At 63.3% G+C, this 26,483-nt stretch carries 22 protein-coding genes and 1 tRNA gene; 13 read left to right on the forward strand and 10 right to left on the reverse strand.

Annotated elements, in window-relative coordinates:
* Positions 1-4: 4 nt before the first annotated feature.
* The 3 genes from DFP89_RS08370 to DFP89_RS08380 form a co-directional block, all read right to left on the reverse strand.
* Positions 5-727, reverse strand: coding sequence for an RNA polymerase sigma factor (locus DFP89_RS08370; protein WP_114348942.1), 723 nt, complete (start codon positions 725-727; stop codon positions 5-7).
* A 99-nt stretch (positions 728-826) separates the two neighbouring features.
* On the reverse strand, positions 827-1,072 hold the full coding sequence (locus tag DFP89_RS20120) for a hypothetical protein (RefSeq protein WP_147273291.1): 246 nt from the start codon (positions 1,070-1,072) through the stop codon (positions 827-829).
* 114 nt (positions 1,073-1,186) lie between these two features.
* Positions 1,187-3,301 (reverse strand): hypothetical protein, encoded by a 2,115-nt coding sequence (locus tag DFP89_RS08380; protein WP_147273292.1) that lies wholly within the window; start codon positions 3,299-3,301, stop codon positions 1,187-1,189.
* Between the two features lie 364 nt (positions 3,302-3,665).
* Between DFP89_RS08380 and DFP89_RS08390 the strand changes: the two genes are divergently transcribed.
* The 8 genes from DFP89_RS08390 (at position 3,666) to DFP89_RS08425 (ending at position 12,750) form a co-directional block, all read left to right on the forward strand.
* Entirely contained in the window at positions 3,666-4,121 is a 456-nt protein-coding gene (locus tag DFP89_RS08390) for a DUF2924 domain-containing protein (protein WP_114348945.1), read from the forward strand.
* On the forward strand, positions 4,118-5,443 hold the full coding sequence (locus DFP89_RS08395; RefSeq protein ID WP_114348946.1) for a recombinase family protein: 1,326 nt from the start codon (positions 4,118-4,120) through the stop codon (positions 5,441-5,443). The genes DFP89_RS08390 and DFP89_RS08395 overlap by 4 nt, the downstream gene beginning before the upstream one ends.
* The gene (locus DFP89_RS08400; protein ID WP_095641409.1) at positions 5,440-5,835 is read left to right on the forward strand and encodes a hypothetical protein; all 396 of its coding nucleotides are present in this window, start codon (positions 5,440-5,442) and stop codon (positions 5,833-5,835) included. Before DFP89_RS08395 ends, DFP89_RS08400 begins: the two co-directional genes overlap by 4 nt.
* Positions 5,836-5,992: 157 nt before the next feature.
* The gene (gene hsdR / locus DFP89_RS08405; protein ID WP_181870287.1) at positions 5,993-8,371 is read left to right on the forward strand and encodes an EcoAI/FtnUII family type I restriction enzme subunit R; all 2,379 of its coding nucleotides are present in this window, start codon (positions 5,993-5,995) and stop codon (positions 8,369-8,371) included.
* A 17-nt stretch (positions 8,372-8,388) separates the two neighbouring features.
* Complete coding sequence (locus tag DFP89_RS08410; RefSeq protein WP_202879105.1) at positions 8,389-9,954, forward strand: class I SAM-dependent DNA methyltransferase; 1,566 nt, start codon at positions 8,389-8,391, stop codon at positions 9,952-9,954.
* Positions 9,954-11,111: a restriction endonuclease subunit S gene (locus DFP89_RS08415; protein ID WP_095641407.1), complete on the forward strand. Its 1,158-nt coding sequence runs from the start codon at positions 9,954-9,956 to the stop codon at positions 11,109-11,111. The genes DFP89_RS08410 and DFP89_RS08415 overlap by 1 nt, the downstream gene beginning before the upstream one ends.
* Positions 11,108-11,896, forward strand: a complete 789-nt coding sequence (locus DFP89_RS08420) for a HipA family kinase (protein ID WP_114348948.1) — start codon at positions 11,108-11,110, stop codon at positions 11,894-11,896. The genes DFP89_RS08415 and DFP89_RS08420 overlap by 4 nt, the downstream gene beginning before the upstream one ends.
* Positions 11,893-12,750 carry a DUF3037 domain-containing protein gene (locus DFP89_RS08425; RefSeq protein ID WP_167650091.1) on the forward strand — a complete coding sequence of 286 codons (858 nt, stop codon included), beginning with the start codon at positions 11,893-11,895 and terminating at the stop codon, positions 12,748-12,750. Before DFP89_RS08420 ends, DFP89_RS08425 begins: the two co-directional genes overlap by 4 nt.
* A gap of 289 nt (positions 12,751-13,039) precedes the next feature.
* On the opposite strand, the gene DFP89_RS08430 is transcribed toward DFP89_RS08425, so the two are convergent.
* Positions 13,040-13,129, reverse strand: a tRNA-Ser gene (locus DFP89_RS08430).
* Positions 13,130-13,516: 387 nt separating this feature from the next.
* Here DFP89_RS08430 and DFP89_RS08435 point away from each other — a divergent pair.
* Complete coding sequence (locus tag DFP89_RS08435) at positions 13,517-14,731, forward strand: BaiN/RdsA family NAD(P)/FAD-dependent oxidoreductase (RefSeq protein WP_114348949.1); 1,215 nt, start codon at positions 13,517-13,519, stop codon at positions 14,729-14,731.
* 123 nt (positions 14,732-14,854) lie between these two features.
* Here the strand turns inward: DFP89_RS08435 and DFP89_RS08440 are convergent, their stop codons facing one another.
* From DFP89_RS08440 to gltX, 4 genes are all read right to left on the reverse strand, one after another.
* Positions 14,855-15,511 carry an SDR family NAD(P)-dependent oxidoreductase gene (locus tag DFP89_RS08440; RefSeq protein WP_114348950.1) on the reverse strand — a complete coding sequence of 219 codons (657 nt, stop codon included), beginning with the start codon at positions 15,509-15,511 and terminating at the stop codon, positions 14,855-14,857.
* 66 nt (positions 15,512-15,577) lie between these two features.
* On the reverse strand, positions 15,578-15,994 hold the full coding sequence (locus tag DFP89_RS08445; protein ID WP_245948626.1) for a DUF1284 domain-containing protein: 417 nt from the start codon (positions 15,992-15,994) through the stop codon (positions 15,578-15,580).
* A 50-nt stretch (positions 15,995-16,044) separates the two neighbouring features.
* Complete coding sequence (gltA, locus tag DFP89_RS08450) at positions 16,045-17,337, reverse strand: citrate synthase (protein WP_114348951.1); 1,293 nt, start codon at positions 17,335-17,337, stop codon at positions 16,045-16,047.
* A gap of 55 nt (positions 17,338-17,392) precedes the next feature.
* Positions 17,393-18,799: a glutamate--tRNA ligase gene (gltX, locus tag DFP89_RS08455; RefSeq protein ID WP_114349039.1), complete on the reverse strand. Its 1,407-nt coding sequence runs from the start codon at positions 18,797-18,799 to the stop codon at positions 17,393-17,395.
* A 123-nt stretch (positions 18,800-18,922) separates the two neighbouring features.
* Here gltX and DFP89_RS08460 point away from each other — a divergent pair, with 123 nt between their 5' ends.
* The 3 genes from DFP89_RS08460 to DFP89_RS08470 are packed head-to-tail and all read left to right on the forward strand — an operon-like array spanning position 18,923 to position 22,729.
* Positions 18,923-21,172 carry a ComEC/Rec2 family competence protein gene (locus DFP89_RS08460; RefSeq protein ID WP_114348952.1) on the forward strand — a complete coding sequence of 750 codons (2,250 nt, stop codon included), beginning with the start codon at positions 18,923-18,925 and terminating at the stop codon, positions 21,170-21,172.
* Between the two features lies 1 nt (position 21,173).
* A complete protein-coding gene (locus tag DFP89_RS08465; RefSeq protein ID WP_114348953.1) occupies positions 21,174-21,752 on the forward strand; it encodes a heme NO-binding domain-containing protein in 579 nt (192 codons plus the stop codon).
* Positions 21,749-22,729 carry a GGDEF domain-containing protein gene (locus DFP89_RS08470; protein ID WP_114348954.1) on the forward strand — a complete coding sequence of 327 codons (981 nt, stop codon included), beginning with the start codon at positions 21,749-21,751 and terminating at the stop codon, positions 22,727-22,729. Before DFP89_RS08465 ends, DFP89_RS08470 begins: the two co-directional genes overlap by 4 nt.
* 140 nt (positions 22,730-22,869) lie before the next feature.
* Here DFP89_RS08470 and DFP89_RS08475 read toward each other — a convergent pair whose 3' ends face one another.
* Together DFP89_RS08475 and parE are read right to left on the reverse strand one after the other, a co-directional pair.
* A complete protein-coding gene (locus tag DFP89_RS08475) occupies positions 22,870-23,136 on the reverse strand; it encodes a hypothetical protein (protein WP_114348955.1) in 267 nt (88 codons plus the stop codon).
* Between the two features lie 65 nt (positions 23,137-23,201).
* Positions 23,202-25,172, reverse strand: a complete 1,971-nt coding sequence (parE, locus tag DFP89_RS08480) for a DNA topoisomerase IV subunit B (RefSeq protein ID WP_114348956.1) — start codon at positions 25,170-25,172, stop codon at positions 23,202-23,204.
* Positions 25,173-25,473: 301 nt separating this feature from the next.
* On the opposite strand from parE, the gene ppk2 reads away from it, so the two are divergent.
* Positions 25,474-26,460, forward strand: a complete 987-nt coding sequence (ppk2, locus tag DFP89_RS08485) for a polyphosphate kinase 2 (protein WP_425452654.1) — start codon at positions 25,474-25,476, stop codon at positions 26,458-26,460.
* The last annotated feature ends 23 nt before the right edge of the window (positions 26,461-26,483 follow it).

A 26,483-nucleotide genomic window follows, 5' to 3' on the forward strand; every position in this document is an offset into this window, starting at 1 on the left:
CGGTTCAGGGGATTTCCTGGAGGGCGTCGTTCAGCCGGCGCATCGCGCGCTGGTACCGCTTGCGAGCGGCGGCCTCGGTCAGCCCCAGTTCGACGGCGACCTCGGCTTGCGAGAAACCTTCGATCGCCACGCGGATCACGAGAAGGGCGTCGTCGCCGAGCAGCTTCCGAACGGCGTCGTTCAGCCGGGCGTACCCGGTTGCGCCGATCCCGCTGTCGCCGCTGTCCGCCACCTCGTCGGGATCGGCGCCGCTGGCGAGATGTTCGCGCGCCGTGTCGCGCTGGCGCACGCGGATCATGTCGCGCTCGACATTGCGCAGGACCGTGGCCGCGATCCAGTTGACGCGCCCGAGGTCGAGGCTGCGGACTGCCTCGGTGGTGCGCGCCAGCATGTCGGACGCGATCTCGTCGGCGGTGCCGATCCTGCGCCAGATCGACCGGCGGCGGATGGCGTCGAGGCCGGGCCAGAGCGCCAGCAATAGCAGCGTCAGGGCGCAGTCGGACGCGGGCCCGTCGCCCTGCGCCGCCCTGACCAGCGCGGAGAGGATCACGTTCTTCTGGCCCTGATCGCCGGGCGTGCGGTGCAGCCCGTCCAGCAGGGCCGCCGGATCCCGGAACGGTGCGAGGGCGGCCTGCGCACGCCGAACGGCGTCGAAACTGCGCTGGAAGTGGAGGTTGGAGGATGAATGCATGAGGTGATCACGGATCTCGTGCCACGCGAAGGACATCGGACGCCTGCCTTGCGGCCAGGCGTCCGGCGCCTTCTCGTGGCCAGGTCAGGACGTCGCGCGTCTCTGCGATTTCATGGGGTTGGGTGAAAGCGCGTGTCAGCGCGCGGGTGCGGTCGCGTTGTTCAGCGTGCCGCAGCCCCGACAGGTGGCCTGCACCGGGAAGCCCACGAGATACTCGTGCCCCCGCGCGAAGCGCAGGTGCATGCGGCCGTCCCGGCAGACGCCGAGCAGCTTGTCACAGCGCGTGCAGCGCCATTCCGAGTTGAGGGTGGTGGGCTTGGTCTTCGCGGCGCCGGACCAGCTCGTCGGGGCTGCCTGGCGCGGGTGGAAGGGAGTCGGCATGGAAGTGCTCCTCTGACTGAGTGAGCACCCCCATTCGCCGACAGAATCATCGACCGTCTAACCCCCCAATCATCGACGGCTCATCGATGGGCGGTTGGACGCGTCGGTCAGCAATCAGCTGGTCTTCAACCCCCACCAAGACTGGCCGAGGTCTTCGATGTAGTCTTGGAAGACCGGCCACCGCTTTTTTCCGAGCATCTGCTGGATGCCAGTGGACTTCGACCCGGCGATGAGATCGCGGGTCTTCACCCCGGGCAGCCCCTTCTTCTTCGCGTCCACCAGCAGTCGGAAACAGTGGACCTGCTGTTCGCTGAACAAAGGCAGCTCCGGTTTTCCGGGCACGTGAAGTGTTCCAGACTCTCCGTCCGCGTTTTCCACGAGGGTCAGGGCGGTGCCGCCGAGCGCAAGTCCGAGGTTCGATCGGAAGAAAGTCTCGACGTAGCTCTTGTCGAGTCTGGCAAATCCTGCCGAGCCATCGGTGGCCCGGGGAAGAGTCATGATGAGGTTCGCGGCGATGCATTTCCAGCCGGGATCCTTCCCGCAGAACACGATGCCAGGGCCTGCTCCGGAGCGCATGCGCAACTGGACCTCGGCATCCACGAACCACTTCTGTTCGCCCAATCCGCGCGCGAGGTAGCAGGGAACATCCTTTCCATCGATGGACATGCTGCCGATGAAGAAGAGCCTCGTCGTGATCTCCTGCTTGCCCTGAATTGACAGCACGCTCTGCAGTGCCTCGATGATCCGCTGTTCGAGCCATTCCGTGCTGATGGCATAAAGCATCCGGTCCTTCGCTGGTGGTATGTCTTCGTCGTCGAAGTCGTCGATCACGCTGTCATCGACGTCCTTTTGCACGATCAGCTTGGCCTCGACGAGGCGATCTGGGTCGCTTTTCCTTTCCGAGAAGAAGGTTGCCGGGACTTTTTCTTCCCCTCGGTCATGCAGCTCCAGCAGCAAGGGGAGGAAGTCGCCAAGCTCGCCGGAGCTCAGGTCTCGGAAGGGGTGCTGGATCTTCCACTCGGTTAGCAGCGTCCGCCCCAGCCTGCGAAGCTCGGGATCGGGATCGCTGAGCAGGCTGCAGCGGTTACGGTCGGAGATCGTAATCTCCAGGAGGGACGGAGGGTCGGATTCCTGGCGCCGGTAGCGCACCGCGATGACGGCCCGGGAGATCCCCGACGCGCGCTGCAGTACGCGGGCGGGCGCCAGGTAGCTTTGCGCTGTCTTCTCGATCTCGTCGCCAAACGGGACAGAAAGACGAAGCCTTTGCTTCCATCTGGCGAGGCGCACCTCGATTTCGACGAGCGCGGTCTTGTCCACGAGGAATCCGGGCACCGCAGGTGGGTCAAGCGTGAGCGTCCTGAAGAACTGCGAAAGATCGTAGTTCACCCACGTCAGCGGCTTCGTCGAAACATCGTGCCCCAGGACCTCGGTCGCAAAACACTCGGAAACCAACGCGCGCTCTGGGGCTGTATCAGCGCAAATCTCGATCCGTTGTTCCACAGGAGTGTAGATCAGCAGAACTTCCTTTTGCGGCCGAAGAAAGCGAAGGCGTCTGCCTCCATTGTCGAGATGTTCGGGAATGCCGGTGATGTCCTTTGGAATCCGGATAATCACCAGAACCGATGGCTTGTACGCTTCCGTCGCAGGGAGGTCGACGACGCTCATTCCACAATCTACGGAAAGCTTGAGGCGCAACCGCACAGCAGCGAGGAGCTTCTCCTTGGGTATAGCGTTTGCGTCCACCGGCTTTGGGTGCTCGAGATCGACATCGAATGCGCTATACAGCTTTCCATCTCGCCACAGGCGGGCATTGCGGAAACTCACGGCGTCATCGAATGCACGACGATGATGAGCGTGAACGTGTAGTGCGACGGCCAACTCGCCAAGCTGAGCAAACGCAGCTTCGTACTCCTCGTTGGAGAGTTCCTCTTCGGCAATCACCTTGAGAGCGGACGGGCCTTTTCCGTTCGTCAGAAGCAATACGCGTTGCGCCTCGATTTCGACAGGAAGCGTCACCTCCGGTTTCATGTCGTTGATCGCTGCGATCACCGCATTTCGGTTCTCTTCGTTGTCTTCTTCTTCGAGGGGCTTGAAGGGTTCAGCGATCTCAGAGGCAATCGCAACGAAATTCTCATCGTCCTGAAAAAAGAAACCCCGAAGAGATTCGGGTGATGCGTTCTCAATTACTGTCTGAAGGGACCGCAAGCTACGTTTCGATGACGGGGGCATCACTTCCTCTCGCTAAAGACGCCAAGGCAACTATAAGCGCAGCATCCCGCAGGGGCACTCGCCCATCAACAGATTTTCTCCTGCTCCGACATGGGGCTGTCCCGTCGGCAGCCGCCAGGTGGCTTTTGATCGGTAGCAGCACCACCGATCACGGCCACCGAGACATGAAACGCCCCAATCCACTGCCGCCGGACCAGATGACGCCCGCAGAGCGCCGTGACGAGCTGTGCGGTCTGCTGGCGCTTGGGCTGGTTCGATTGCGCATGCGGGATGGGGGCGAAGTAACTGACGATGCTGGAGAACGTTGCCTACACTATCCGCCCGACCAATGCCGTCATGCAACTCCAACTCACCGGAGAAATGCATGAACAAGCCCGATCCGATCCCCGCGCGCCTGGCCGCGCTCAAGACCACGCCGACGCCCGACCTGAAGAAACAGTGGCGCGACCTGTTCGACAGTGAGCCGCCGCCGTTCAACCGCCGCTACCTTGAAAGCCGTATCGCCTACCGCATCCAGGAACTGGCCTATGGCGGGCTGAAGCCGGAGACGATCCGGCGGCTGGAACGGCTGGGCGAAGAACTGGATGGCGGCGACCGGGCGAAGCGGAGCATCCGCGCCGATCGCGACCGCCCGATTACCGGCACGCGGCTGCTGCGAGAATGGCAGGGCGTCGAGCAGATCGTCACCGTCACCGCCGACGGCTTCGAGTGGCAGGGGCGGCCCTACAAGTCGCTGTCGGCAATCGCCCGCGCGATCACCGGTACGCGCTGGAACGGCTGGGTCTTCTTCGGGCTCAAGAACCACAGGGGGCGGACATGACGAAGCCGCCGGATAAATCGAAGGTCGTCCGCAAGCTCCGCTGCGCCGTCTACACCCGGAAGTCCTCCGAGGAAGGGCTGGAGCAGGAGTTCAACTCGCTTCACGCCCAAAGGGAAGCCTGCGAGGCGTTCATCGCCAGCCAGCGGTCCGAGGGCTGGGTGCTGGTCCGCGATCAGTATGACGACGGCGGCATTTCGGGCGGGACGCTGGAGCGGCCCGGTCTGCAGCGGCTGCTGGAGGACATCGAGGACGGGCTGGTCGACGTGGTGGTCGTCTACAAGATCGACCGCCTCAGCCGCTCGCTCGCCGACTTCGCCAAGCTGGTCGAGGTGTTCGACCGGAACGGCGTGACGTTCGTCTCCGTCACACAGTCGTTCAACACCACCACCTCCATGGGGCGGCTGACGCTGAACATCCTGCTCTCGTTCGCCCAGTTCGAACGCGAGGTGACGGCCGAGCGGATCCGCGACAAGGTCGCTGCCAGCCGGAAGAAAGGCATGTGGATGGGCGGGGTGCCGCCCTACGGTTATCGGGTCGAGAACCGGAAGCTGATGGTCGACGAAGAAACCGCCGCGCATGTGCGCTGGATCTTCGCCCGCTTCCTCGAGATCGGGTCCTGCACGGAACTGGCGCGGGAGGTCGGCACCCGGGGTCTCCGGACGCCGCGCGGCAACCGGATTGACAAGAAATACATCTACCGGATTCTCAGCAACCGCGCCTACATCGGTGAGGCGGTGCACAAGGGCGAAAGCTATCCCGGCGAGCACGACCCGATCATCTACCGCGAAACGTGGGACCGCGTCCACGCCATCCTGCAGGAAAGCCCCCGCAAGCGCGCCGCCCGGACTCGCGCCGACACGCCCGCGCTGCTGAAGGGACTACTCTTCGGTCCCGATGGCGCCGCGTTCTCGCCGACCCACACCCGCAAGGGCGCCAGGCTCTACCGCTACTACGTCAGCCAGACAGTGCTGAAGCATGGTGCCGGGTCATGCCCCGTGGGCCGCGTGCCGGCAGGGGAGATCGAGGCCGCGGTCATCGACCAACTCCGTGCCGTGTTCCGGCAGCCAGAGATCGTTGCGGGCACATGGAAGGCGGCGCGCGCTCACGCCGACGATATAACCGAGGCTGACGCTCGTTCGGCTCTGCAGCAGCTCGATCCGCTGTGGGACGAACTCTTCCCCGCCGAGCAGGCGCGCATAGTCACGCTGCTGGTCGAGCGCGTCGATATCGGCACGAACGGGCTCAACTTCCGGCTCCGGATGGACGGCCTCGGAGGGCTCGCGCGCGAGATGCTGTCTGGCAGCATCGGAGCAGCGGCATGACCCGCGCGACGGCGGTCCCCGAGACCATTACAATCCACGTGCCATTCCGCATCGTGAAGCGCGGCGGGCGGAAAGAGATGCAGCGGCCATCAGGCACCCAAGCGCGCGGGAAGCCGGACGATACGCTCATCAAGGCGCTTGCGCGCGCGTTCCGCTGGAAGAGGATGCTCGACAACGGTGACTTCGCCACGGTAGCCGACCTCGCCGCGCAGGAAGGCATCGCTGTCTCCTACCTCACGCGTGTGCTTCGGCTGACGCAGCTTGCGCCCGATCTCGTCGAGGCGATACTCGACGCACGGCATCCCCCGGGCCTGACGCTTCAGTCGCTGCGAGTGCAGATCCCCGATGAATGGTCGAGGCAGCGCGAGTCCTTGCTGCGAGGGACGGAATAAGGCTTGCGGCATCAGTCGGCCACGCTGTAGCTTCTCCGAGCCGTTGTCGGGCGAAAGAGCTGCCAAACCAAAGAATTGCGCGTTGATCTGAGCCGAGTTCTTTGACAAGCCGTTTGCTGCGCGATGGCATGTCGAAACCGGGCGAAGTAGATTGCGCATGAACGAAGCCGATACCTGCAGGAAGTTCGTCGTCCCGAAGCTGCAGGAAGCAGGCTGGGATGATCGCCCGCACGCGATAAACGAGCAGAGAACTTTTACTGACGGCCGAGTTGTATTTGTCGGCGGCAAAGCTCGCCGTGGCAAGCAGAAGCGCTCAGACTATCTTCTCCGATACAATCCGGATTTCCCGATCGCGGTCGTTGAGGCCAAATCCCGCTACCGGCACGCCGCGGAGGGCCTCCAACAAGCCAAGGAATATGCGGAAATCCTTGGACTTCGGTTCGCGTATTCGACCAACGGGATCGAGATTGTCGAGTTCGACTACACGACCGGCATCGAGCGAACGATTTCGGATTTCCCGGCGCCTGATGACCTTTGGGCCCGGCTTCGCCGCGCCGAGGGCATTGTCGACGACCAAGTGGCCGAACGGCTGCTGACGCCCACCTTTCCAGACCGAGCCAAACCCCTTCGCTACTATCAGGAAATCGCGGTGAACCGCGCGGTTCAAGCGGCCCTTCAGGGCAGGACGCGGGCCCTTCTCACACTGTGCACCGGAGCGGGCAAGACTGCCGTCGCCTTCCAGATCTGCTGGAAGCTATGGTCAGCACGCTGGAATTCCAAAGGGGTCAACCGAAACCCGAAGATCCTGTTTCTCGCTGATCGCAACGTCCTGGTCGACGATCCGATGGCAAAGGATTTCAGCCCGTTTGGCGACGCCCGTCACAAGATAGCTGGCGGCGTGGCGGTCAAGAGCCGCGACATGTATTTCGCAATCTACCAGTCCATCGCGCGTGACGAGAACCGTCCCGGCCTCTACCGAGAGTATGCGCGCGACTTCTTCGATCTCATCATCATTGACGAATGCCATCGTGGCAGCGCCCGGGACGACAGCAACTGGCGAGAAATCCTCGAGTGGTTCGAGCCTGCGACCCAGATCGGGATGACAGCGACGCCGCGGCGAGAGGATAACGTCGACACTTACAACTATTTCGGCGATCCGCTCTATGAGTACAGCCTCGCGCAGGGCATCGCTGACGGCTTCCTGGCCCCGTATCGCGTCCACCGCGTCATCTCGGACTACGACGCCGCCGGATGGCGACCGACGCGGGGTGAACTTGATCGTTATGGGCGAGAAATCCCCGACGCCGAATACTCCACGCGGGACTTCGAGCGGGTCGTGGCGCTGCGTGCACGAACGCAGGCCATTGCGAGACATCTCGCGGGCTTCATGGCCGAGACCGACCGCTTCGCCAAGACCATCGTCTTCTGCGTCGACCAGGAACACGCGCTCGAGATGCGGCAGGCGCTCGCCGCCCTGAACACCGATCTCGTGAAGGACCATCCCGACTACGTTTGCCGCGTGACGTCCGACGAAGGCGATGTGGGAAGCGCGCACAGGGCGAAGTTTCAGGATGTCGAGACCCAGACGCCGGTCATCCTCACCACGTCGCAGCTTCTCACGACCGGCGTGGACGCCCCGACCTGCAAGAACGTGGTGCTCGCGCGGGTCGTGGGCTCCATGCCCGAGTTCAAGCAGATCATCGGGCGAGGCACCCGTCTCAGGCCCGACTACGGCAAGCTCGCCTTCAACATCATCGACTACACCGGGACCGCGACGCGCATGTTCGCCGATCCCGCCTTTGACGGCGATCCCGTCCGCGAGGACGAAGCGGTCATCAATGCAGACGGCGACATCGTGGAAGAGCGCGAGATCGAAGAAGTGGCACTGGATCCCGACGATTTTCCAGAAGGGCCCGATATGCCGGATGGACCCGTCGATCTGGGGGACGCGGGCGAGAACGGGCCCCGCAAGTTCTATGTTGATGGCGGCGAGGTCTCGATCGTCCGGCACCTCGTCTACGAACTCGATTCTGACGGGCGGCAGCTCGCCTGCCGCCAGCTTACCGATTACACCGGCGACAAGGTTCGCACGCTCTATCCCAATGCGTCGGAACTGCGCACGGACTGGCTTGACCCCGAACGCCGGGCGGAGATCGTCGAGCGGCTCGAGGAGAAGGGCATCGACCTCGATTCCCTGGCTGATGCAGTCGGAAAGCCGGAGGCCGATCCGTTCGATCTCCTTTGCCATCTGGCATATAACGCGCCGCTGCGAACCCGGCGCGAGCGTGCTGACCGTCTGCTGAGAGAGCAGGACGAGTTTCTGGACCGCTTCGGGCCGGATGCCCGCGAGGTCTTGGATGCCGTGCTTGAAAAGTATGCCGAACATGGCAGTGCCCAGTTCAAGCTTCCGGACATCCTGGAAGTGCCCCCGTTCAACGAGTGGGGCAACGTCATCGAAATCGCCGCCCGCTTCGGCGGGGGCAAGGAGCTGCGCAGCGCCGTCACCGAGCTGCAGCGTTTGCTCTACACCGCTTGAATTGAAGGAGATCCAACTTGGCCAGAACCGCCCGTAAGAAGGCTGCGCCGAAGCAACTGACCACTGCCCAGCGTCTCGACAGCATCATCAAGTCCGCCCGCAAGATCATGCGAAAGGACAAGGGGCTGAACGGCGACCTCGATCGGTTGCCGATGCTGACCTGGATCATGTTCCTGAAGTTCCTCGACGACATGGAACGGATCGAGGAAGGACGCGCGGAGCTCGCAGGCAAGGACTATCGCCCGATTATCGAAGCCCCTTATCGTTGGCGCGACTGGGCGGCAGATGCGGATGGCATCACCGGCCCCGACCTCCTGTCGTTTCTCGTTTCCGAAATGACCGAGCGCCCGGACGACACGCGCGGCCCGGGGCTCTTCGCCTATCTCCGAGGCTTGCGAGGCGATAACGGGCGGCGCGAACGGCGCGACGTGATCGCGACCGTCTTTCAGGGCTTCGCAAACCGGATGGAGAGCGGCTACCTGCTGCGCGACGTCGTCAATCTGATCGACGGCATCCACTTCGACTCGTCGGAGGAAGTCCATACCCTCGGTCGCCTTTACGAGACGCTGCTGCGCGAGATGCGTGACGCGGCAGGGGACTCAGGCGAGTTCTACACGCCTCGGCCGGTCGTGCGGTTCATGGTCGAAGTGACCGATCCCAAACTGGGCGAGACCATCCTCGATCCGGCATGCGGCACCGGCGGATTTCTGACAGAGGCCTTTCAGCATCTCGAGCGCCAGGCCGATACGGTCGAGAAGCGGCGCATCCTGCAGGAGGACAGCTTCTTCGGTGGCGAGGCCAAGTCGCTACCGTTCCTTCTGTCCCAGCTCAACCTCCTGCTGCACGGCCTGCATGCCCCGCGCATCGACCCCGGCAACGCCCTTCGCTTCCGCCTGGCCGAGATCGGCGAGGATCAGAGGGTCAATGTCATCCTGACCAATCCGCCGTTCGGCGGCGAGGAGGAGGCGGGCATCCTCAACAACTTCCCCGAGGACCGGCGCACGGCCGAAACGGCGCTACTGTTCCTGCAACTGATCATGCGGCGGCTGAAGCGCGCCGGGCGCGGGCGGGCCGCGGTCGTCGTTCCGCACGGCACGCTGTTCGGCGATGGCATCTCGGCGCGGATCAAGGCGGACCTGCTCGAGAAGTTCAACCTGCACACGGTGGTCCGGCTGCGTGAGGGGGTCTTCGCGCCCTATACGGACATCCCGGCAAACCTGATCTTCTTCGACACGACCGGACCGACGAAGGACATCTGGTACTACGAGATGCCGCTGCCGGAGGGCCGCAAGAAGTACTCGAAGACCGCGCCCATGGCCTATGAGGAATTTGCGGACTGCCTCGCCTGGTGGAAGAAGCGCGAGCCGAACGAGCGCGCCTGGAAGGTCTCGGCCGCTGACCTGATCCAGCGCGACGCGCAGGATCGCGTTGTCGCCTGCAACCTGGACATCAAGAACCCGCATTCCGCAGAGGTCGTAGATCACCGTGCGCCGGCGGAGATCGCGGATGCGATCATCGCACAGGAGCAGCGGATCATCGAGATTATGGACGAGATCAAGGCCGTGCTAGCGGAGCGACTGTGATGCGCGACAAGAGTGTTCCGCTGTCCGAAGTTCTGCAGCTTGATATAAATGCAGTCGATATTGATGCGAATACAACTTACGAAATGTCTGGCGTCTACGGCTTTGGGCGAGGGCTTTTCCATCGTGAGCCGCTGCGCGGATCGGAGACAACCTACAAGCGTTTTCACCATCTTTCGGTCGGGCAGGTCGTCTTAAGCCAACTCAAGGGCTGGGAAGGTGCGATCGCCGTCGTTGATCCAGAAAATTCTGGACGCTTTCTCTCGACCCAGTTCCCCACATTCCGCTGCGACGAGGAACGGGCAATTATCGCCTATGTGGGATGGTTCCTTAAGTATGCTCCCAATTGGCATGCACTACGTCGGAAGTCCCGCGGTATGGGCGCGCGCCGCGACACTATTTCTCCAGAAAAGTTCCTGTCGCTAAAGATCCCGCTGCCGTCCCTCGACGATCAGCGCCGCATCGTCGAAAGGCTCGACCAGGTCGCGGCACTGGTGGACGAACGCCGCAACGCTATCGAGGCGGCAGAGCGGGAGACGCGGGCGCTGCTGCTAAAAGCCTTTCAGCGCGCCATCGATGGCGCCCCCCTGCGCCCCATGGCCGAGGTCGCGCCGCTGATGCGCAGGCCGGTCGAGATCGATCTTGACGCGAGCTATCCCGAGCTCGGCGTCCGTTCGTTCGGCCGCGGTACTTTTCATAAACCCGATCTGCTGGGCGCGGACCTGAGCTGGCAAAAGCTCTTCCTTGTTCAGCAAGGCGACCTCGTGTTCAGCAACATCAAGGCTTGGGAGGGGGCGTTCGCAGTGGCTGGCCCCGATGACCATGGGCGGGTCGGCTCGCACCGCTACCTGACATGCGTTCCCACTCAGGGGCTCGCGACAGCCGAGTTCATCTGGTTCTACCTCCAGACCTCTGAAGGTCTCGGCAAGGTCCAATCCGCATCGCCCGGAAGTGCCGACAGGAACCGCACTCTGGGGCAAGGAGCGCTGGAGGCAATCACCGTTCCGACGCCACCGATCGGCCGCCAGGAATGGTTTGACCGTCTGCATGCGAAGGCCCGCGAAGCCCGCGGCATCCGCGCCAGCACTGCTAAGGACGTGGAGGCTCTTATTCCGGCCATGCTACACGAGATCTTCGACGGTCGGGCGAAGGCCGCATGATACCTCGCGCCGTCCTTACCCGGATCGACCGGGCTGCGGTACAGGGACGAACGGGGCCTGTCCTGTCGGCCTGCGAGGCGGATGGCGAGGAAGAGGTCGAAGTTTTCGTCAAGCTTTCGGCAGGTTGCGACCAGGCGGTAGTGAACCTGGCGAGAGAGGCCATTGCCGCATGTCTTGCAGCCGATCTGGGGCTTCCGGTGCCAAGGCCCTGGATCGTCGAGATCCCGCCGGAGATTTTTCCGGTGGTGACAGACCCCCAGATCGCTGACAAGCTGCGCCGCAGTTGTCCCTTGGCGTTTGGCTCTACGCGCAGCACGGGTTTCTCCGCCTGGAGCAGCGGTCAGCGCCTCTCTGACGCGATGAGGCCAGTTGCCGCTGGCATCCTGCTGTTCGACGCGATCATCCAGAACCCTGATCGGCGGGCGGAGAATCCGAACTGCCTTGTCAGGGGCAACGATCTGAGGATCATCGATCACGAGCTTGCCTTCGCCCACCGCCTGCTCCTCCTGTGGCGCGCGCCATGGGTACTTGGCGGCATGAGGGACTTAGAAACCCCTGGCAGGCATATTTTCGTGCATGAGCTGAAAGGCGCGCCGTTCGACTTCAGCGAGATCAAATCTCGCTGGAGCGCCTTGTCGGATGCGCGGCTGCAGGAGTATGAAGGAGCCATCCCCCCGGAGTGGGCAGCAGCCCGCGCCGACATAGATGCTGCGCTGAAGTTGATCGCCGAGGCTAGGGACAACATCGATGCATGCATCGGGGAACTTGGGAGGATACTGGCATGACCGCGAAGGAGCCGTATAGCTACGTCGTTCTGCGATACATTCACGATGTCCTTACGGGCGAGTTCGTGAATGTCGGCTTGGTCATGGTCGTCCCTGGTCGACCGCTCATCCTGACGAAATCCCGCAAAACATTCGGCCGTATAAAGAATGTTTTTCCGGATCTGGACAGTGAGTCCTACAAGCGCGCGATCGAAGCCATCGATCGGGGGATGAAGAGCGTTCAGCGTAGTCTGAAAAGTGAGGGCCTTTTCAAAGGCGAGAGGACAGCCGGTGACTATGCGCGGATCGCGTTGCCGCTCGATGACAGCTCGTTGCAGTGGTCGCCAGTAGGCGCCGGCCTGACTGCGGACCCGCAGAAGACCTTCGATCAGCTCTATCTGCGTTTTGTATCGAGGTATGATCGACCGTCTGAGCGCCGACGGAGTGATGACGACGTATGGCGTCCCGTCGAGGCGAAGCTCAAGGAGCATGGTGTAAACGTTGAGCTGGAGCCGAAGCGCATCCAAGGAAATACGGACGCTGTCGAGTTTCGTCATGCGTGGAAGAACGGGCGCTGGCACGTATACGAGCCACTTTCATTCGACCTGTCTGACGCAGACAACATCAAGGATAAGGCACGCCGCTGGCTGGGGCACCTTTCAGCCGTCAAGATTGGCACAACCGAGGATGTTCAGGTTCATTTCATAGTGGGGCGTCCTCAGAACACCTCCTTGGAGCCAGCGTACCGGAATGCCGTCGAGATCCTTCGTCAGGTGCCGTTCGACAACAAGGTGTTTGACGAGGACCAGATCGAAGACTTCGTGAATCAGATTGAGGACGAAGTGCGGCACCACGAAGGGCGCACTCTGCAATAGACCGCGGCCGTCGCGCGCGCTCAGTTCGAGGACAGTGTCGTCCTCATGCCAAACGCCAATACGAACAGCGATCACCGCTCGCAGACGATTATTCTTATTCTAATCAGTGACTTGCGAGCTGTTCACCGAAAGCGCGGCGGTTAACAGGTCCGGAGAATATCGGCCCGGAGAGAACGCGTGTGCGCCCTTCGGGGCGTGAGCCGGTTAACAGCCCCTCCCGCATAACTCTCGAAAACAACGGAAAAATCCGGCCGCAGCCGGATCGGGAGAACGCTTTCGCTGGGGCAAGTGGCGGAGGAGGTGGGATTCGAACCCACGGTAGGCTTCCACCTACGTCGGTTTTCAAGACCGGTGCATTAAACCACTCTGCCACTCCTCCGAGCCACGGTCGAATAGATCGCACAAGCGCGGGTGGCAAGCGGATTCTGCGTTTCTCAACCGCTCGCTCCTCAATCCGCAAGCCGATTGCCAAGCGTCTCATTTTCCGGCGTGGACGTGGCAGCGCGTTTTGCGGCGTTTGGCAGGGGTTGGCGCAGCGGAAAGGAGGCAGGAAAAGCGCACTGAACTGCTGCTTCGCGCGGCTCTCAGGTTTGCCCCGGCGCGGGCAACGTCTAGCCACATGAGATCCGCCAAACAGCCCGTTGCAGTCTTGTTTTTCGGCCCATCCCCAACTCTTCAAGCCTCTGCACTTCTCCTTGCGGACGCGTGCGTCGAATAACACCGGATGCGTCTTGCCGGGGCGTTGCGCGCCCGTTAAGCGCCTCGCATGGAGACGATGGATACGGTCATTCTGGGCGCCGGCGCGGCTGGCCTTTTCTGCGCGGGCTCGATCCTGCGCGCCGACGGTATGGAGGGGCACAGGGTGCTCGTGCTGGATCACGCCGCCGCCCCGGGCGAAAAGATCCGGATCTCGGGGGGAGGGCGCTGCAATTTCACCAATCTCGCCAGCGTGCCGGATCGTTTCCTGTCGCGGAACCCACGCTTTTCCGCCTCGGCACTTGCGGGGTTCCGTCCACAGGAATTCGTGGCGCTTGTCGACAATGCGGGCATCGCCTGGCACGAAAAGATGCTGGGACAGCTTTTCTGCGATGGCAGCGCCCGCCAGATCATCGACATGCTGCTGCATCGCATGCGTGGCGCCGAGCTGCGGCTGAGCACCGCGGTCGAGGCGGTCACGCAACATGGCGATGGTTTTGTGATCACAACTTCGGCCGGCCCCGTCCGGGCAGGCCGGGTTGTCGTCGCGACCGGCGGCAGATCAATCCCGAAGATGGGGGCGACCGGCATCGGATATGATATCGCGCGCAGCTGCGGACTTGATCTGGTCGAGCCGCGCGCCGGGCTGGTGCCGCTGACCTTTGCGCAGCAGGACCTGGACAAATGCCGTCCTCTCGCAGGGCTTTCAGTCACCGCCGCGGTCAGCCACGGGACAGGCCGTCATCGCGCGCAGTTCCGCGATGGATTGCTGTTCACACATCGCGGTCTTTCGGGGCCGGCAATCCTGCAGATCTCGAATTTCTGGCGCCCCGGGGACGAAATCCTCGTCGATCTGGCACCGGATATCGACATTGCCGCCGGCCTGCGCGAGGCGCGGGGGCAGGGTGGCCGCGTCGGCATTTCAACGGCATTGGCGCGCTGGCTGCCGGCGCGGCTCGCCGATGCGGTCGCGCTGGAATGCGGATTGCAGGGCGCAAGACTGGCAGATCAGGGCAATGAGATGCTGCAGCGGGTCGGCGCGCGGGTCAACCGCTGGGGGCTGCGGCCGGTCGGCTCGGAAGGCTGGCGCACCGCCGAAGTTACCCTGGGCGGGGTCGATACCCGAGGCCTCGATTCGCGCAGTCTGGTGGCCAGAACGGTGCCGGGCCTTTACTTCATCGGTGAGGTCGTTGACGTGACCGGCTGGCTGGGCGGATATAACTTCCAATGGGCATGGGCCTCGGCCCATGCGGCCGGGGGCGACATCGCGGCGGCGCGGCGCTGAGGCATTCGCCTCGCGCATTGTGGCCATAACGGAGCGGCCTGTTCGTCGTGTTCAGCCGATGCGCGGAAGCGCTGAGAATGGCTTGGGATATGTTGGCTCGAGCCGGGCGGGCGGCGCGCTTTTCTACCTGAGCACTTCGCCCAGAATCCGCTCGGCCTCGGCCTTGCAGGAGGCCAGAGGAGTACGGTCCTCGCCGGGGAAGAAGCGGGCGCGGACGGCGGTGGGCATCGGTGCCGGCTCGGCAATGACAACGCGGGGGCCGATGGATTCGCTTTCCAGCTGCCAGCTGCGCGCCAGCGCGATCTGACCGGCCTTGGTCGCGCCGTAACTGCCAAAGAACTTGCTGCCGCCGCGCTTGTCGTCAAACAGCAGTGCCGTGCCCTTGCGGGCGCGCAAGAGCGGCTCGAACAGGCCGATCAGCCCGCGGGTCGTCACGATGTTCAGATCGACGGATTTCTGGAAATCCTTGGCGTCGATATGCCCCGCAGGCGATAGCGGCGCGGCATGGATCGCGGTATGCGCCCACAGATCAAGGCCGCCCCAGCGCCCGGCCACGGCCTGCGCAAGCTGACCCATCGCCTCGGGTGTGCCGACATCCATCGGCGCCAGCGTGGCGGTGCCGCCGGCCTTGCGGATGCGGTCGTCCAGTTCCTCAAGCGCGCCGGTGGTGCGGGCCACGGCCAGGATATGCCAGCCGCGCGCCGCGAGGGTCTCGGCCAGAGCGGCGCCAAGGCCGCGCGAGGCGCCGGTGATCAGCGCGATTTTATCGTTCTCGGTCATGGCGGTGATTTCGCATCGGCAAGGCGCGCGCGCAAGCCCTGTCGCACGGCCGTGGCACGGGCTGCGTCATATTGACATGTCACAAGGATCGCGGGCCGTCTCTTGCAACCGCGCCAGAGCCGGCTGGCACAGCCCGATCCACTGGCAGCCGGCGCAGATGCGGCTCAGGTCATTGGGCCTGACGCGTGCGATTGCGCGACCCTGCGCCTCGGCCCAGCTCATGCGCTGGCCGGGACGAAGGCCAAGCGCCGTCGCATGGCGTGCGTCCAGTCCGGTGATGCGCTCGGCCGCCTCGCAGCCCAGACCGCGGCGCCAGGGGCAGGGTGCGCAGATCGAATCGGCGGTGCCGGTAAAGATCACCTCGGTCAGTGGGTTGCGCCGCAGACGGCCCCAGACGATCGCATTCATGTTCTCGGTGAATTCCGGCGAATAGCCGCGTCCCTGCCAGCCGATGGCGCAGAGCACATGATGGGGGCGCAGCAAAACGGCCCCGGAATTTTCCCGGGGCCGTTCGTGGTTCTGATCCGGCGCGCTCAGCGCTGATCCAGCGGCTTGTAGTCGCGCAGCGGCGAGCCGACATAAAGCTGCCGCGGGCGCCCGATCTTGTTCTGCGGATCGGCGATCATTTCCTTCCACTGCGAGATCCAGCCCACCGTGCGCGACAGCGCAAAGATCGGCGTGAACATCGAGGTCGGGAAGCCCATCGCCTCAAGGATGATGCCCGAATAGAAATCGACATTCGGATAAAGCTTCTTCGAGACGAAATAATCGTCCTCAAGCGCGATCCGCTCGAGTTCCTTGGCGACCTGCAGCGTCGGGTTGTTGTGAACGCCCAGCAGGTCCAGAACCTCGTCGGCCGATTCCTTCATCACCCGCGCGCGCGGGTCGAAGTTCTTGTAGACGCGGTGGCCAAAGCCCATCAGCCGGAACGGATCATCCTTGTCCTTGGCGCGGCGGATATATTCCGGGATCTGGTCGACGGTGCCGATCTGGCGCAGCATTTCCAGCGCAGCCTGGTTGGCGCCGCCATGGGCCGGGCCCCAGAGGCAGGCGATGCCTGCGGCGATGCAGGCGAACGGGTTCGCGCCCGACGAGCCGGCCAGACGCACGGTCGAGGTCGAGGCGTTCTGCTCGTGATCCGCATGCAGCGTGAAGATGCGGTCCATGGCACGGGCCAAAGCCGGGTTCACGACGTATTTCTCGGCCGGGACCGAGAAGCACATGTGCAGGAAGTTGCTGGCGTAATCCAGCTCGTTCTGCGGATAGACGAAGGGCTGGCCGATCGAATATTTATAGGCCATCGCGGCGATGGTCGGGACCTTGGCGATCAGCCGGATCGAGGCGACCTCGCGCTGCCAAGGGTCATTGATGTCGGTCGAATCGTGATAAAACGCCGACATGGCGCCGACCACGGCCACCATGGTCGCCATCGGATGGGCGTCCCGGCGGAAACCGCGGAAGAAGTTGTGCATCTGTTCATGCACCATGGTGTGGCGCGTGATGCGGGTCTCGAAATCGACCAGTTGCTCGTTCGAGGGCAGTTCCCCGTAAAGCAGCAGGTAGCAGACCTCGAGGTAATGCGAATGCGCGGCCAACTGCTCGATCGGGTAGCCGCGATACCACAGCTCACCCTTTTCGCCGTCGATATAGGTGATGGTCGAATCGCAAGACGCCGTCGACGTGAAGCCGGGGTCGTAGGTGAAAACGTCCGCCTGGCCATAGAGTTTCCGGATGTCGACGACATCCGGTCCCGCAGTCGGCGAGAGGATCGGAAGCTCGAGTTCCTTCCCTTCGACAAGCAGTTTTGCGGCTTTGTTTCCTGCCATTCCCTGTTCCTTTCACCTGTCTCCGGCCGCATGGCCGGGTGATGGGCGCGGGCGATCAGCCCGCCTGATCCTGCAGCCGGGCCAGCGTTTCATCGCGGCCCAGTGCCAACATCATATCGAACACGCTGGGGGTCGAACTGCGCCCGGCAAGCGCCGCGCGTAGCGGCGCGGCAATCTTTCCCAGACCCAGCCCGCGCGACTCGCCAATCTGCTTGGCTGCCGTCTCGAGTTCGTCGCGGCTCCAACTAGCATGCTGCACCGCGGCAGTCAATTCTTGCAGTATACCACGGGATACAGAATCCAGCGCTGCAGCCGCCTTTTCGTCGATCTGCACCGGGCGCGAGATCAGCGCGAAATGCGCCTGTTCCAGCAGCGCCGGCAGGGTTTTCGCCTTGGCTTTCAAGGCCGTCAGGACCGGCGAAAGCCAGGCGACCTGCTGCTCGCTCAGCGCCGGCGTGCCGGTCGCCTCAAGATAGGCCGCAAGCTCGGCCAGCAACGCCGCGTCACTCATCTGCGCGATGTGATGGCCGCTGACATGCTCGAGCTTCTTGAAGTCGAGCCGCGCCGGCGCCTTGCCGATCCCGCCCAGATCAAACCATGCCATGGCCTGCGCGTCGTCAAAAAGCTCGTCATCGCCATGGCTCCAGCCGAGCCGCGCCAGATAGTTGCGCATCGCGGCGGCCGGATAGCCCATGGCGGCATATTCGTGCAGGCCCACCGCGCCATGGCGCTTGGACAGTTTCTTGCCGTCGGGGCCGTGGATCAGCGGGATATGGGCAAAGACCGGGATCTCCCAGCCCATGGCGTCATAGATCTGGATCTGGCGCGCGGCATTGGTCAGGTGATCGTCGCCGCGGATGATATGGGTGACGCCCATGTCATGATCGTCCACCACCACCGCATGCATATATGTGGGGGTCCCGTCCGAGCGCAGCAGCACCATGTCGTCCAGTTGCTCGTTTCCGAAGGTCACATCGCCCTGCACCGCGTCATGGACGATGGTTTGGCCCGTCCGCGGCGCCTTCAGGCGGATCACATAGGAGCCATCGGGCAGGCTGGCCGGGTCGGCATCGCGCCAGGGCGACAGAAACAGCGTCGAGCGTCCCTCGGCGCGGGCTTTCTCACGAAACTCCTCGATCTCCTCGGGGGTAGAGAAGCATTTATAGGCGGCGCCATTCGCCAGCATTTCGCGCGCGACCTCGGCGTGGCGGGCGCGACCCTCGAACTGGCTGACCGGCTCGCCGTCCCAGTCAAGGCCCAGCCAGCGCAGACCCTGCAAGATGGCCTCGGTTGCCTCGGGGGTCGAGCGGGCGCGATCGGTATCCTCGATCCGCAGCAGGAATTTTCCGCCCCTGCCGCGGGCATAAAGCCAGTTGAAAAGCGCGGTCCGCGCACCACCGATATGCAGATAGCCGGTGGGCGAGGGGGCGAAACGGGTCACGACGGGGCGAGAATCAGTCATCAGGGGCCAGTTCAATCCAGAAAATCGAGTTTATGGCGCGGCCGTTAAATCTTTCTAAACGGTCGATATGCCAATCTTGGGGCAAGAGATACGCAAGCGACGGCCCAAGGACAAGTTTCGCATATGCAAACGGTTGTTAGCGCATCGCCGGCAAGCCTGCCGGTCTGGTCGTCGCCGAGGCGTCGCGCGGCGACGGCTGTCCAGCGCGCACCGGTCGCGGTGCGGGCCGGAATCCTGCCTTGGGTGCCGTTCTGGCTGGCATTGGGCATTGGTGGCTGGTTCTCGTTCAGCAATGAGCCGGGCAGCGGCTTCTATGCGGTGCTCGCCGCAATCGGGGCGGGTTGTGCGCTGGCGATCTGGCTTGCGGGGCGGCGGGCCGCATTCGGCCTGCTCGGCTGGGTTGCGGCAGACCGGATCCGGCTGGCTATGCTTGCGATCCTGCTTGTGGTCATCGGGGCGGGGCTTGCGGGCGCGCGCGCTCACGTCATCGCGGCGCCAGTGCTGGATTTTCGCTATTATGGCCCGGTCGAGGGCAGGGTGGTCGCCATTGATCGTTCCGCCCGTGACCGGATGCGTCTTGTACTGGATCAGCTGCGCCTTCGCGATCTCTCCTCATCCAGGACACCGGAACGCGTGCGCATTTCGCTTCTGGTCGGGACCAGCCTGCCGGTCGCCGGACAACGCGTCATGCTGACCGCGCATCTGTCACCGCCACCTGGACCCTCCGAGCCGGGGGGATTTGATTTCCGGCGCATGGCCTGGTTCGAGGGGCTGGGTGCTGTCGGCTACACCCGAACACCGGTTCTGGCCGTGGCGCCGCCCGAACGCGGCGGTATCTACGCCCTGCATCGGCTGCGCATGTCACTGGCCGAGCGGGTCCGTCAGCAGATCGGCGGTCAGGCGGGGGCCGTCGCCGCCGCATTGATGACCGGCGACCGTTCCGGGATCGAGGAGGCCACGAACGAGGTCATGCGGGCCTCGAACCTTTATCACATCATCTCGATCTCGGGGCTGCACATGAGCATGCTTGCCGGCTTCGTCTATACCGCCTTGCGGCTGGCGTCGGTGGCTGTGCAGGGGCTGGGCGCGTTTCCCAGATGGCCGATGCATAAGCTTGCCGCCGGTGGCGCGCTGATGGCTTCGGCCGCCTATCTCTGGCTTTCGGGCGGCGGCGTCGCGACCGAGCGCGCCTTCATCATGGTTGCCGTCATGTTGATCGCCATCATCGCGGACCGGCGTGCGATATCGCTGCGGACCGTGGCAATCGCCGCTGTCGCCATTCTTGCCATCAACCCCGAGGCGCTGACCTCGCCCGGCTTTCAGATGAGCTTTGCGGCGACCGTGGCGTTGATTCTTGTGCAGCGGCCCTGGCTGCAGGTCCAGTCGCATCTGCCGTGGTGGTTGCGCCCTCTGCTGCTGCTTCTGGTGTCGTCGCTGGTGGCCAGCATGGCGACATCGCCGATTGCTGCGGCGCATTTCGGACGGATGACGCAATATGGCCTGCTCGCCAATATGCTGGTGGTGCCGGTCATCGGCATGCTGGTCATGCCCGGCGCGGTGATTGCCGCGCTGCTCGCCCCGTTCGGTCTGGCTGGGCCGGCGCTGTGGGTGGTCGGCCTGGGGACCAGATGGATGCTCGGCATCGCCGAATGGATCGCCAGTCTGAGCGGCGCGGTGTTCGAGCTTTCCGCAGCCCCCTGGGCCGTCCTGCCATTGGCGGGGGCAGGGGCAATGCTGCTGCTGCTTGCCCCGGTGCAGCAATTGCTTGCCCCCCAAAACCTTACCTTGCTCAGAAGGGCTGCGGGCGCCGCGCTGTTGATGCTTGCCGCCCTGACGTGGTGGGGGGCAGAAAGGCCGCTGATGCTTGTCGCCGCCGATGGCGATGCGGTCGGTATCCTGACCGATGCCGGGCGGGTGCCATCCAGACCCCGTGGCGGCTCGTTCGCTGTGGCAGACTGGCTGGATGCCGACGGCGACCCGGCAGATCAGGCAACGGCTGCCGCGCGCCCGCTCTGGCGTGGCGAGGCCGCGGTCCGAACTGCATATGTGACCTCGGGCGACCGTCAGTTGGCCGTCCACCATCTGAATGGCAGGACCGGGCTTGCTGCGATGGCTCAGGTCTGCACGCAAGGTGCCATCGTCATTTCCGACCAGCGCAAAATGTCTCCATCCCCGTCTGCAGCGGGGTGCGTTCTGCTGGATGCAAACACCCTGCGGCAGACCGGTGCCGTCGCCTTGACCGCCGAGCAAGCAGAGTTTCGTCTGGTTACGACAGATCATCCTGACAAAGGGCGGTTCTGGAACCCCGCAGCCGGTGGCCTCTCTATGGCTGCCGGCCAGTACCAGCTTCAATCAATCGACGGGATCGAATAGAATGCACGGGCTGGTCAACCGCTCTTTCGAACTGTTCCTGCGCGATTGTTACGGCGACCGGATCTGGGAGCGGGTGGCGCGTCAGTCAAAAGTCGATCCGCGCGGATTTTTCCTGCTGCAGAGCTCGTCGGACAGCATCACCAAGACGCTGATCGCCGAAGCCTCGGGAATTCTCAGGAAGCCCGGGGGAGAACTGGTCGAGGATCTTGGCGGCTGGCTGACGCGGCGCGAGCCGATCCGCCGGCTGCTGCGGTTCAGCGGCCGTGATTTTTCGGAATTTGTCGAATCGGTCGGCGAGTTTCCCAGCCGTGCCACCATGATCATCCAAAGCCTGAAGACACCCCGGATTGCCGTAACCATGCTGACAAAGCAGCGCTACGAAGTCTCGATCGAAAGCGATGCCGAAGTCTGGCCGATGCTTCTGGCCGGTATCCTGCGGGGAATGGCGGATGATTATGGCGCGCTTGCCGTCATCACCGTCCTGAACCGGAAACTGCGCGTCGATGTCGCCATGACCGAGTTCAGCGCCATGCGTCCGTTCGAACTGGTTCCTCACACCGAGACAGGAGTAGCTTCGTGAAGGCGGCCTATACGATAGGCGCTGACGAGGCATCCATCATGATGCCGATGCATCTTGTCGTCAGCCCGGATGGGCAGATTCTTGGCGCCGGACCGGTCATGCAAAGGTTGCTCGGCGAGGCAAAATGCCTCCATGACGTCCTGGCAGCGGATCACCAGTTTCTGGACATCGGCCCCGACAGTGACGCGATGTCCGAACTCCGCCGCGGTCGCCGCGCCACCTTCCATGTCCATGGGCAGAAGGATCTCGTCCTGCGGGGACATGGTGTGGAACTGTCTGACGGCGCGATGCTCGTGGATTTTGGCTTCGGCATGTCGCTTCCTCAGGCGATCAAGCTGCTTTCGCTGACGGAATCGGATTTTTCGCCGTCCAGCAACGTGATCGAGCTTTTGTTCACCTACGAGGCCAGCCAGGCCATCCTGTGCGAGATTTCGCGGGCGAATGAGGCGCTGGAGAAAGAGCGCCGCGAGGCCGAGCGCATGTCGGCGACGGATGCACTGACCGGGCTGCTCAACCGGCGCGGATTCGAGAGCGAGTTCCGAAAGTTCCTGCCGGCAGGAAATGGTCATGAATTGGCGGTTGCCGCACTGGATCTGGACCTGTTCAAGGATGTCAATGACAGGTTCGGGCATGCGGCGGGTGACGATGTCCTGATCGCCGTTGCGGATGCCTTGCGAAGCGGCGTCCGGCGCGGCGATATCGTGGCGCGGGCAGGGGGGGACGAATTCCTCTTGCTGTTCAGCCTGTATGATTCCGTCCGGGATCTCGTCCGAATCCTCGATCGGATCATCGAACGGATCGAGGAGCCGATCGCTTTGGAAAACGGCATTGCAAAGCTGTCTGCCAGCGTCGGCGTGTCGACCTTTGTCATCGCTGCCGAGCAGGATCTTGCAACCGCGATCGCGCTTGCCGATGCGGCTTTGTATCAGGCCAAATCCGCGGGCGGTGGTCGCGTCGTCGTCGCCGGTCAGCAATAGCGCGCGTTCAAGGATCGCCATGCGGGTCCGGGTGATGCCGGTCTCAGGGCGCTGAACGGCCACGCAGATCCTGGATATCTGTCGTCAGCGTAATGTCGCGCCAAGGCGGCGTTTCGATTGTCGCATCACGGTTGAGGGCTTCAGCGAGAAACGGATCTTCCAAGCGAATACCCCTCGATCTCATCCGTGTCGGGGTCTTGCATTGATCCAAAGTCACGCGGCCATCGCATTTCAGCCCCCTTGCCTTGCGAGCGGAGAAAGCTGCTGGTCGCGCTGAAGCCTCGGGCCATGCGCCCGTCGCTCACGCCCGAGCGATCGGCGAACCGGCATGTCAGATCGGTCATCAACATCGCAGAATCCGGCCCATCCAGAAACCGCTGCAGCTTGCCGCAGGCGGTCTTCGACATTGCCGCCCGGGTGCCCGCTATGCCCGCTGCTCCGCGCAGGATGAAGGAATGGTCGAACTGTCCGCTCAGACGTCCAATTCGTCGGCATCCGCGAATTGGGCGTTTTCCTGAATGAACTGAAAGCGCAGCTCGGGCTTCTTGCCCATCAGCCGCTCGACCAGATCGCCGGTTTCGCCGCCCTCTTCCTCGTCGATGGAAACCCGGATCAGCTTGCGCGTTTTCGGGTTCATGGTCGTGTCCTTGAGGTCCTTGGCGTCCATCTCGCCCAGACCCTTGAAGCGCTGCACGTCGATCCTGCCGCGCCCGCCAAGGCCCTTGGCCAGCATTTCCTCTTTCTCGGCGTCGTCGGCGACATAGACGCGATGCGCGCCCTGCGTCAGGCGGTAAAGCGGGGGGCAGGCCAGATACAGATGGCCCTTGTCGATCATCGGCCGCATCTGGGTAAAGAAAAACGTCATCAACAGGCTGGCGATATGGGCGCCGTCGACATCGGCATCGGTCATGATGATGACCTTGTCATACCGCAGGTCATCGACGTTGAATTTGGATCCCATATTGACGCCAAGTGCCTGACACAGATCGTTTATTTCCTGATTTGTGCCAAGTTTGGAACTGGCCGCACCCAGCACGTTCAGGATCTTGCCGCGCAAAGGCAGCAGCGCCTGCGTGGTGCGCTCGCGCGCCATCTTGGCCGAGCCGCCCGCCGAGTCGCCCTCGACAATGAAAAGCTCGGTTCCTTCGCGATTGGTGGCCGAGCAATCGACCAGCTTGCCGGGCAGGCGCAGCTTTTTGGTTGCGGTCTTGCGGGCGGTTTCCTTTTCCATCTTGCGGCGCAGGCGCTCTTCGGCCCGCAGGACCAGGAAATCCAGGATCGCGCCGGCCGATTTGGTGTCCGCCGCCAGCCAGTTGTCGAAATGGTCGCGCACGGCGCCTTCGACCAGACGCTGGGCCTCGACGGTGGCAAGGCGGTCCTTGGTCTGGCCGACGAATTCCGGCTCGCGGATGAAGCAGGATACCAGCGCGCAGCCGCCGACCAGCAGGTCCTCACGCGTGATCTGCTGGGATTTCTTGTTGTTGATCAGATCGCCATAGGCGCGGATCCCCTTGAGGATCGCGGCCCAGAAACCTGCCTCATGGGTGCCGCCCTCGGGGGTGGGGACGGTGTTGCAATAGGATTGGATGAAGCCGTCGCGGGCCGGGGTCCAGTTGATCGCCCAGTCCACCTTGCCGGGCGTATTGAACTTTTCCTTGAAATCCACGGTGCCGGCAAAAGGACGGTCGGCATAGGTGGTGGATTTTCCCAGCGTTTCCGACAGGTAATCGGCAAGGCCGCCGGGGAAATGGAAGGTCGCTTCGACCGGGGTCTCGCCATCGTCGATTTCGGTTTTCCAGCGGATTTCCACGCCCGAGAACAGATAGGCCTTGGATTTCACCATCCTGATCAGCCGTGCCGGCTTGAAGCGGTGATGGCCGAAGATCTGCTCGTCCGCATGGAAGGTCACGGTGGTGCCGCGCCGGTTCGGGGCGGCGCCGATGCGCGCCACCGGGCCCTGCGGGATGCCGCGCGAAAAGCGCTGCTCGTAAAGTTCCTTGTTGCGCGCGACCTGCACCACCATCAGGTCCGACAGCGCGTTCACGACCGAGGCGCCGACGCCGTGCAAACCGCCCGAGGTCTGATAGGTGTCGCCCGAAAACTTGCCGCCCGCATGCAGCGTGCACAGGATCACCTCAAGCGCGGATTTGCCGGGGAATTTCGGATGCGGGTCGATCGGGATGCCGCGGCCATTGTCGCGGATGACGACGCTGAAATCGGCCAGCAGCTCGACCTCGATGCGCGAGGCATGGCCGGCGACGGCCTCGTCCATCGAGTTGTCGAGGATCTCGGCGACCAAATGGTGCAGCGCGCGTTCGTCCGTGCCGCCGATATACATGCCGGGGCGCTTGCGGACGGGCTCCAACCCTTCGAGCACTTCGATGGATGCGGCCGAATAGCTTTCGGTGGCCTTGTCAGCGGCGGGAAAAAGATCGTCGGCCATGGCACCTGCTCGTCTTGTCTTGTTATGCGGCTTGTTCTTCTGAGGCGGCGTTATCTCATGCCCGGGGGCGCGGGGGCAAGGGAAAGTGTCGCGCCCCAGGCTGGCTACAAGCGATGGTGGTCGCGGATCTCCGCTCAGGCCAATTGCGCAAAACCGCAGTTTTTTGACACGCATCAATGCGGATTTTGCCAGAATGGCGCAGGATTTTTTGAGTGATTCAGGGTAAAGGAGCGCCGGAATGGAGATTGAACGCCTGCAGGAAAGCGAAGAGGTCGCGGCCGGGATCGAGGCCGAGGCAATGCTGGCCGAGGACGGCCTGGTGGACGGGGACGAGGATGGAGGCGACGAGGTGGCGCAGGTCGCCGCAGCGCCGGCCAATGCCGTGGCCGATCCGGCCGAGGGCAAGGGGCCGGCCAGCTTTCCCAAGATCGACCCCGATGCGATCCGCCTGGCCTTTGAATCCGGGCGCTATCCCTATACCCGCCGCATGGGCCGCGCCGCCTATGAAAAGGAAAAGGCGCGGTTGCAGGCCGAACTGCTGAAAGTGCAGCTTTGGGCGCAGGAGACCGGGCAGAAATTCGTCATCCTGTTCGAGGGCCGCGACGCCGCCGGCAAGGGCGGCACGATCAAGCGCTTTACCGAGCATCTGAACCCGCGTTTCGCGCGTGTCGTGGCGCTGAACAAGCCCTCGGATGTCGAGCGCGGGCAATGGTTCTTTCAACGCTATATCGGCTATTTGCCGACCGCAGGCGAAATGGTCTTTTATGACCGCAGCTGGTATAACCGTGCCGGCGTCGAGCGGGTGATGGGATTCTGCACGCCAACGCAATATCTGGAATTCATGCGCCAATGCCCCGAATATGAACGCATGCTGGTGCGCTCGGGGATCCGGCTTTACAAATACTGGTTCTCGGTGACCCGCGACGAACAGCGCCGCCGCTTCAAGTCGCGCGAGCTGGACCCGCTGAAGCGCTGGAAACTGTCGCCCATCGACCTCGCCAGCCTCGGCAAATGGGACGAATATACCGAGGCGAAAGAGGCGATGTTCTTTTATACCGACACCGCCGACGCGCCCTGGACCATCGTGAAATCGAACGACAAGAAACGCGCGCGGCTGAACTGCATGCGGCATTTCCTGTCGACGCTGGACTATCCCGACAAGGATCTGGACGTGGTGTCGCCGCCCGATCCGCTGATCGTCGGCCATGCCGGCCATGTCATCCATTCGGCCGAGCGCATTCCCGCCCCCTCGCTGCATGCTCCGGCCTCCAATGGTCGCGGGGCCTAGGCTCGGGGCATGACTCCGGCCGG

It is taken from the genome of Paracoccus lutimaris, assembly GCF_003337565.1.
Lineage (GTDB): Bacteria > Pseudomonadota > Alphaproteobacteria > Rhodobacterales > Rhodobacteraceae > Paracoccus > Paracoccus lutimaris.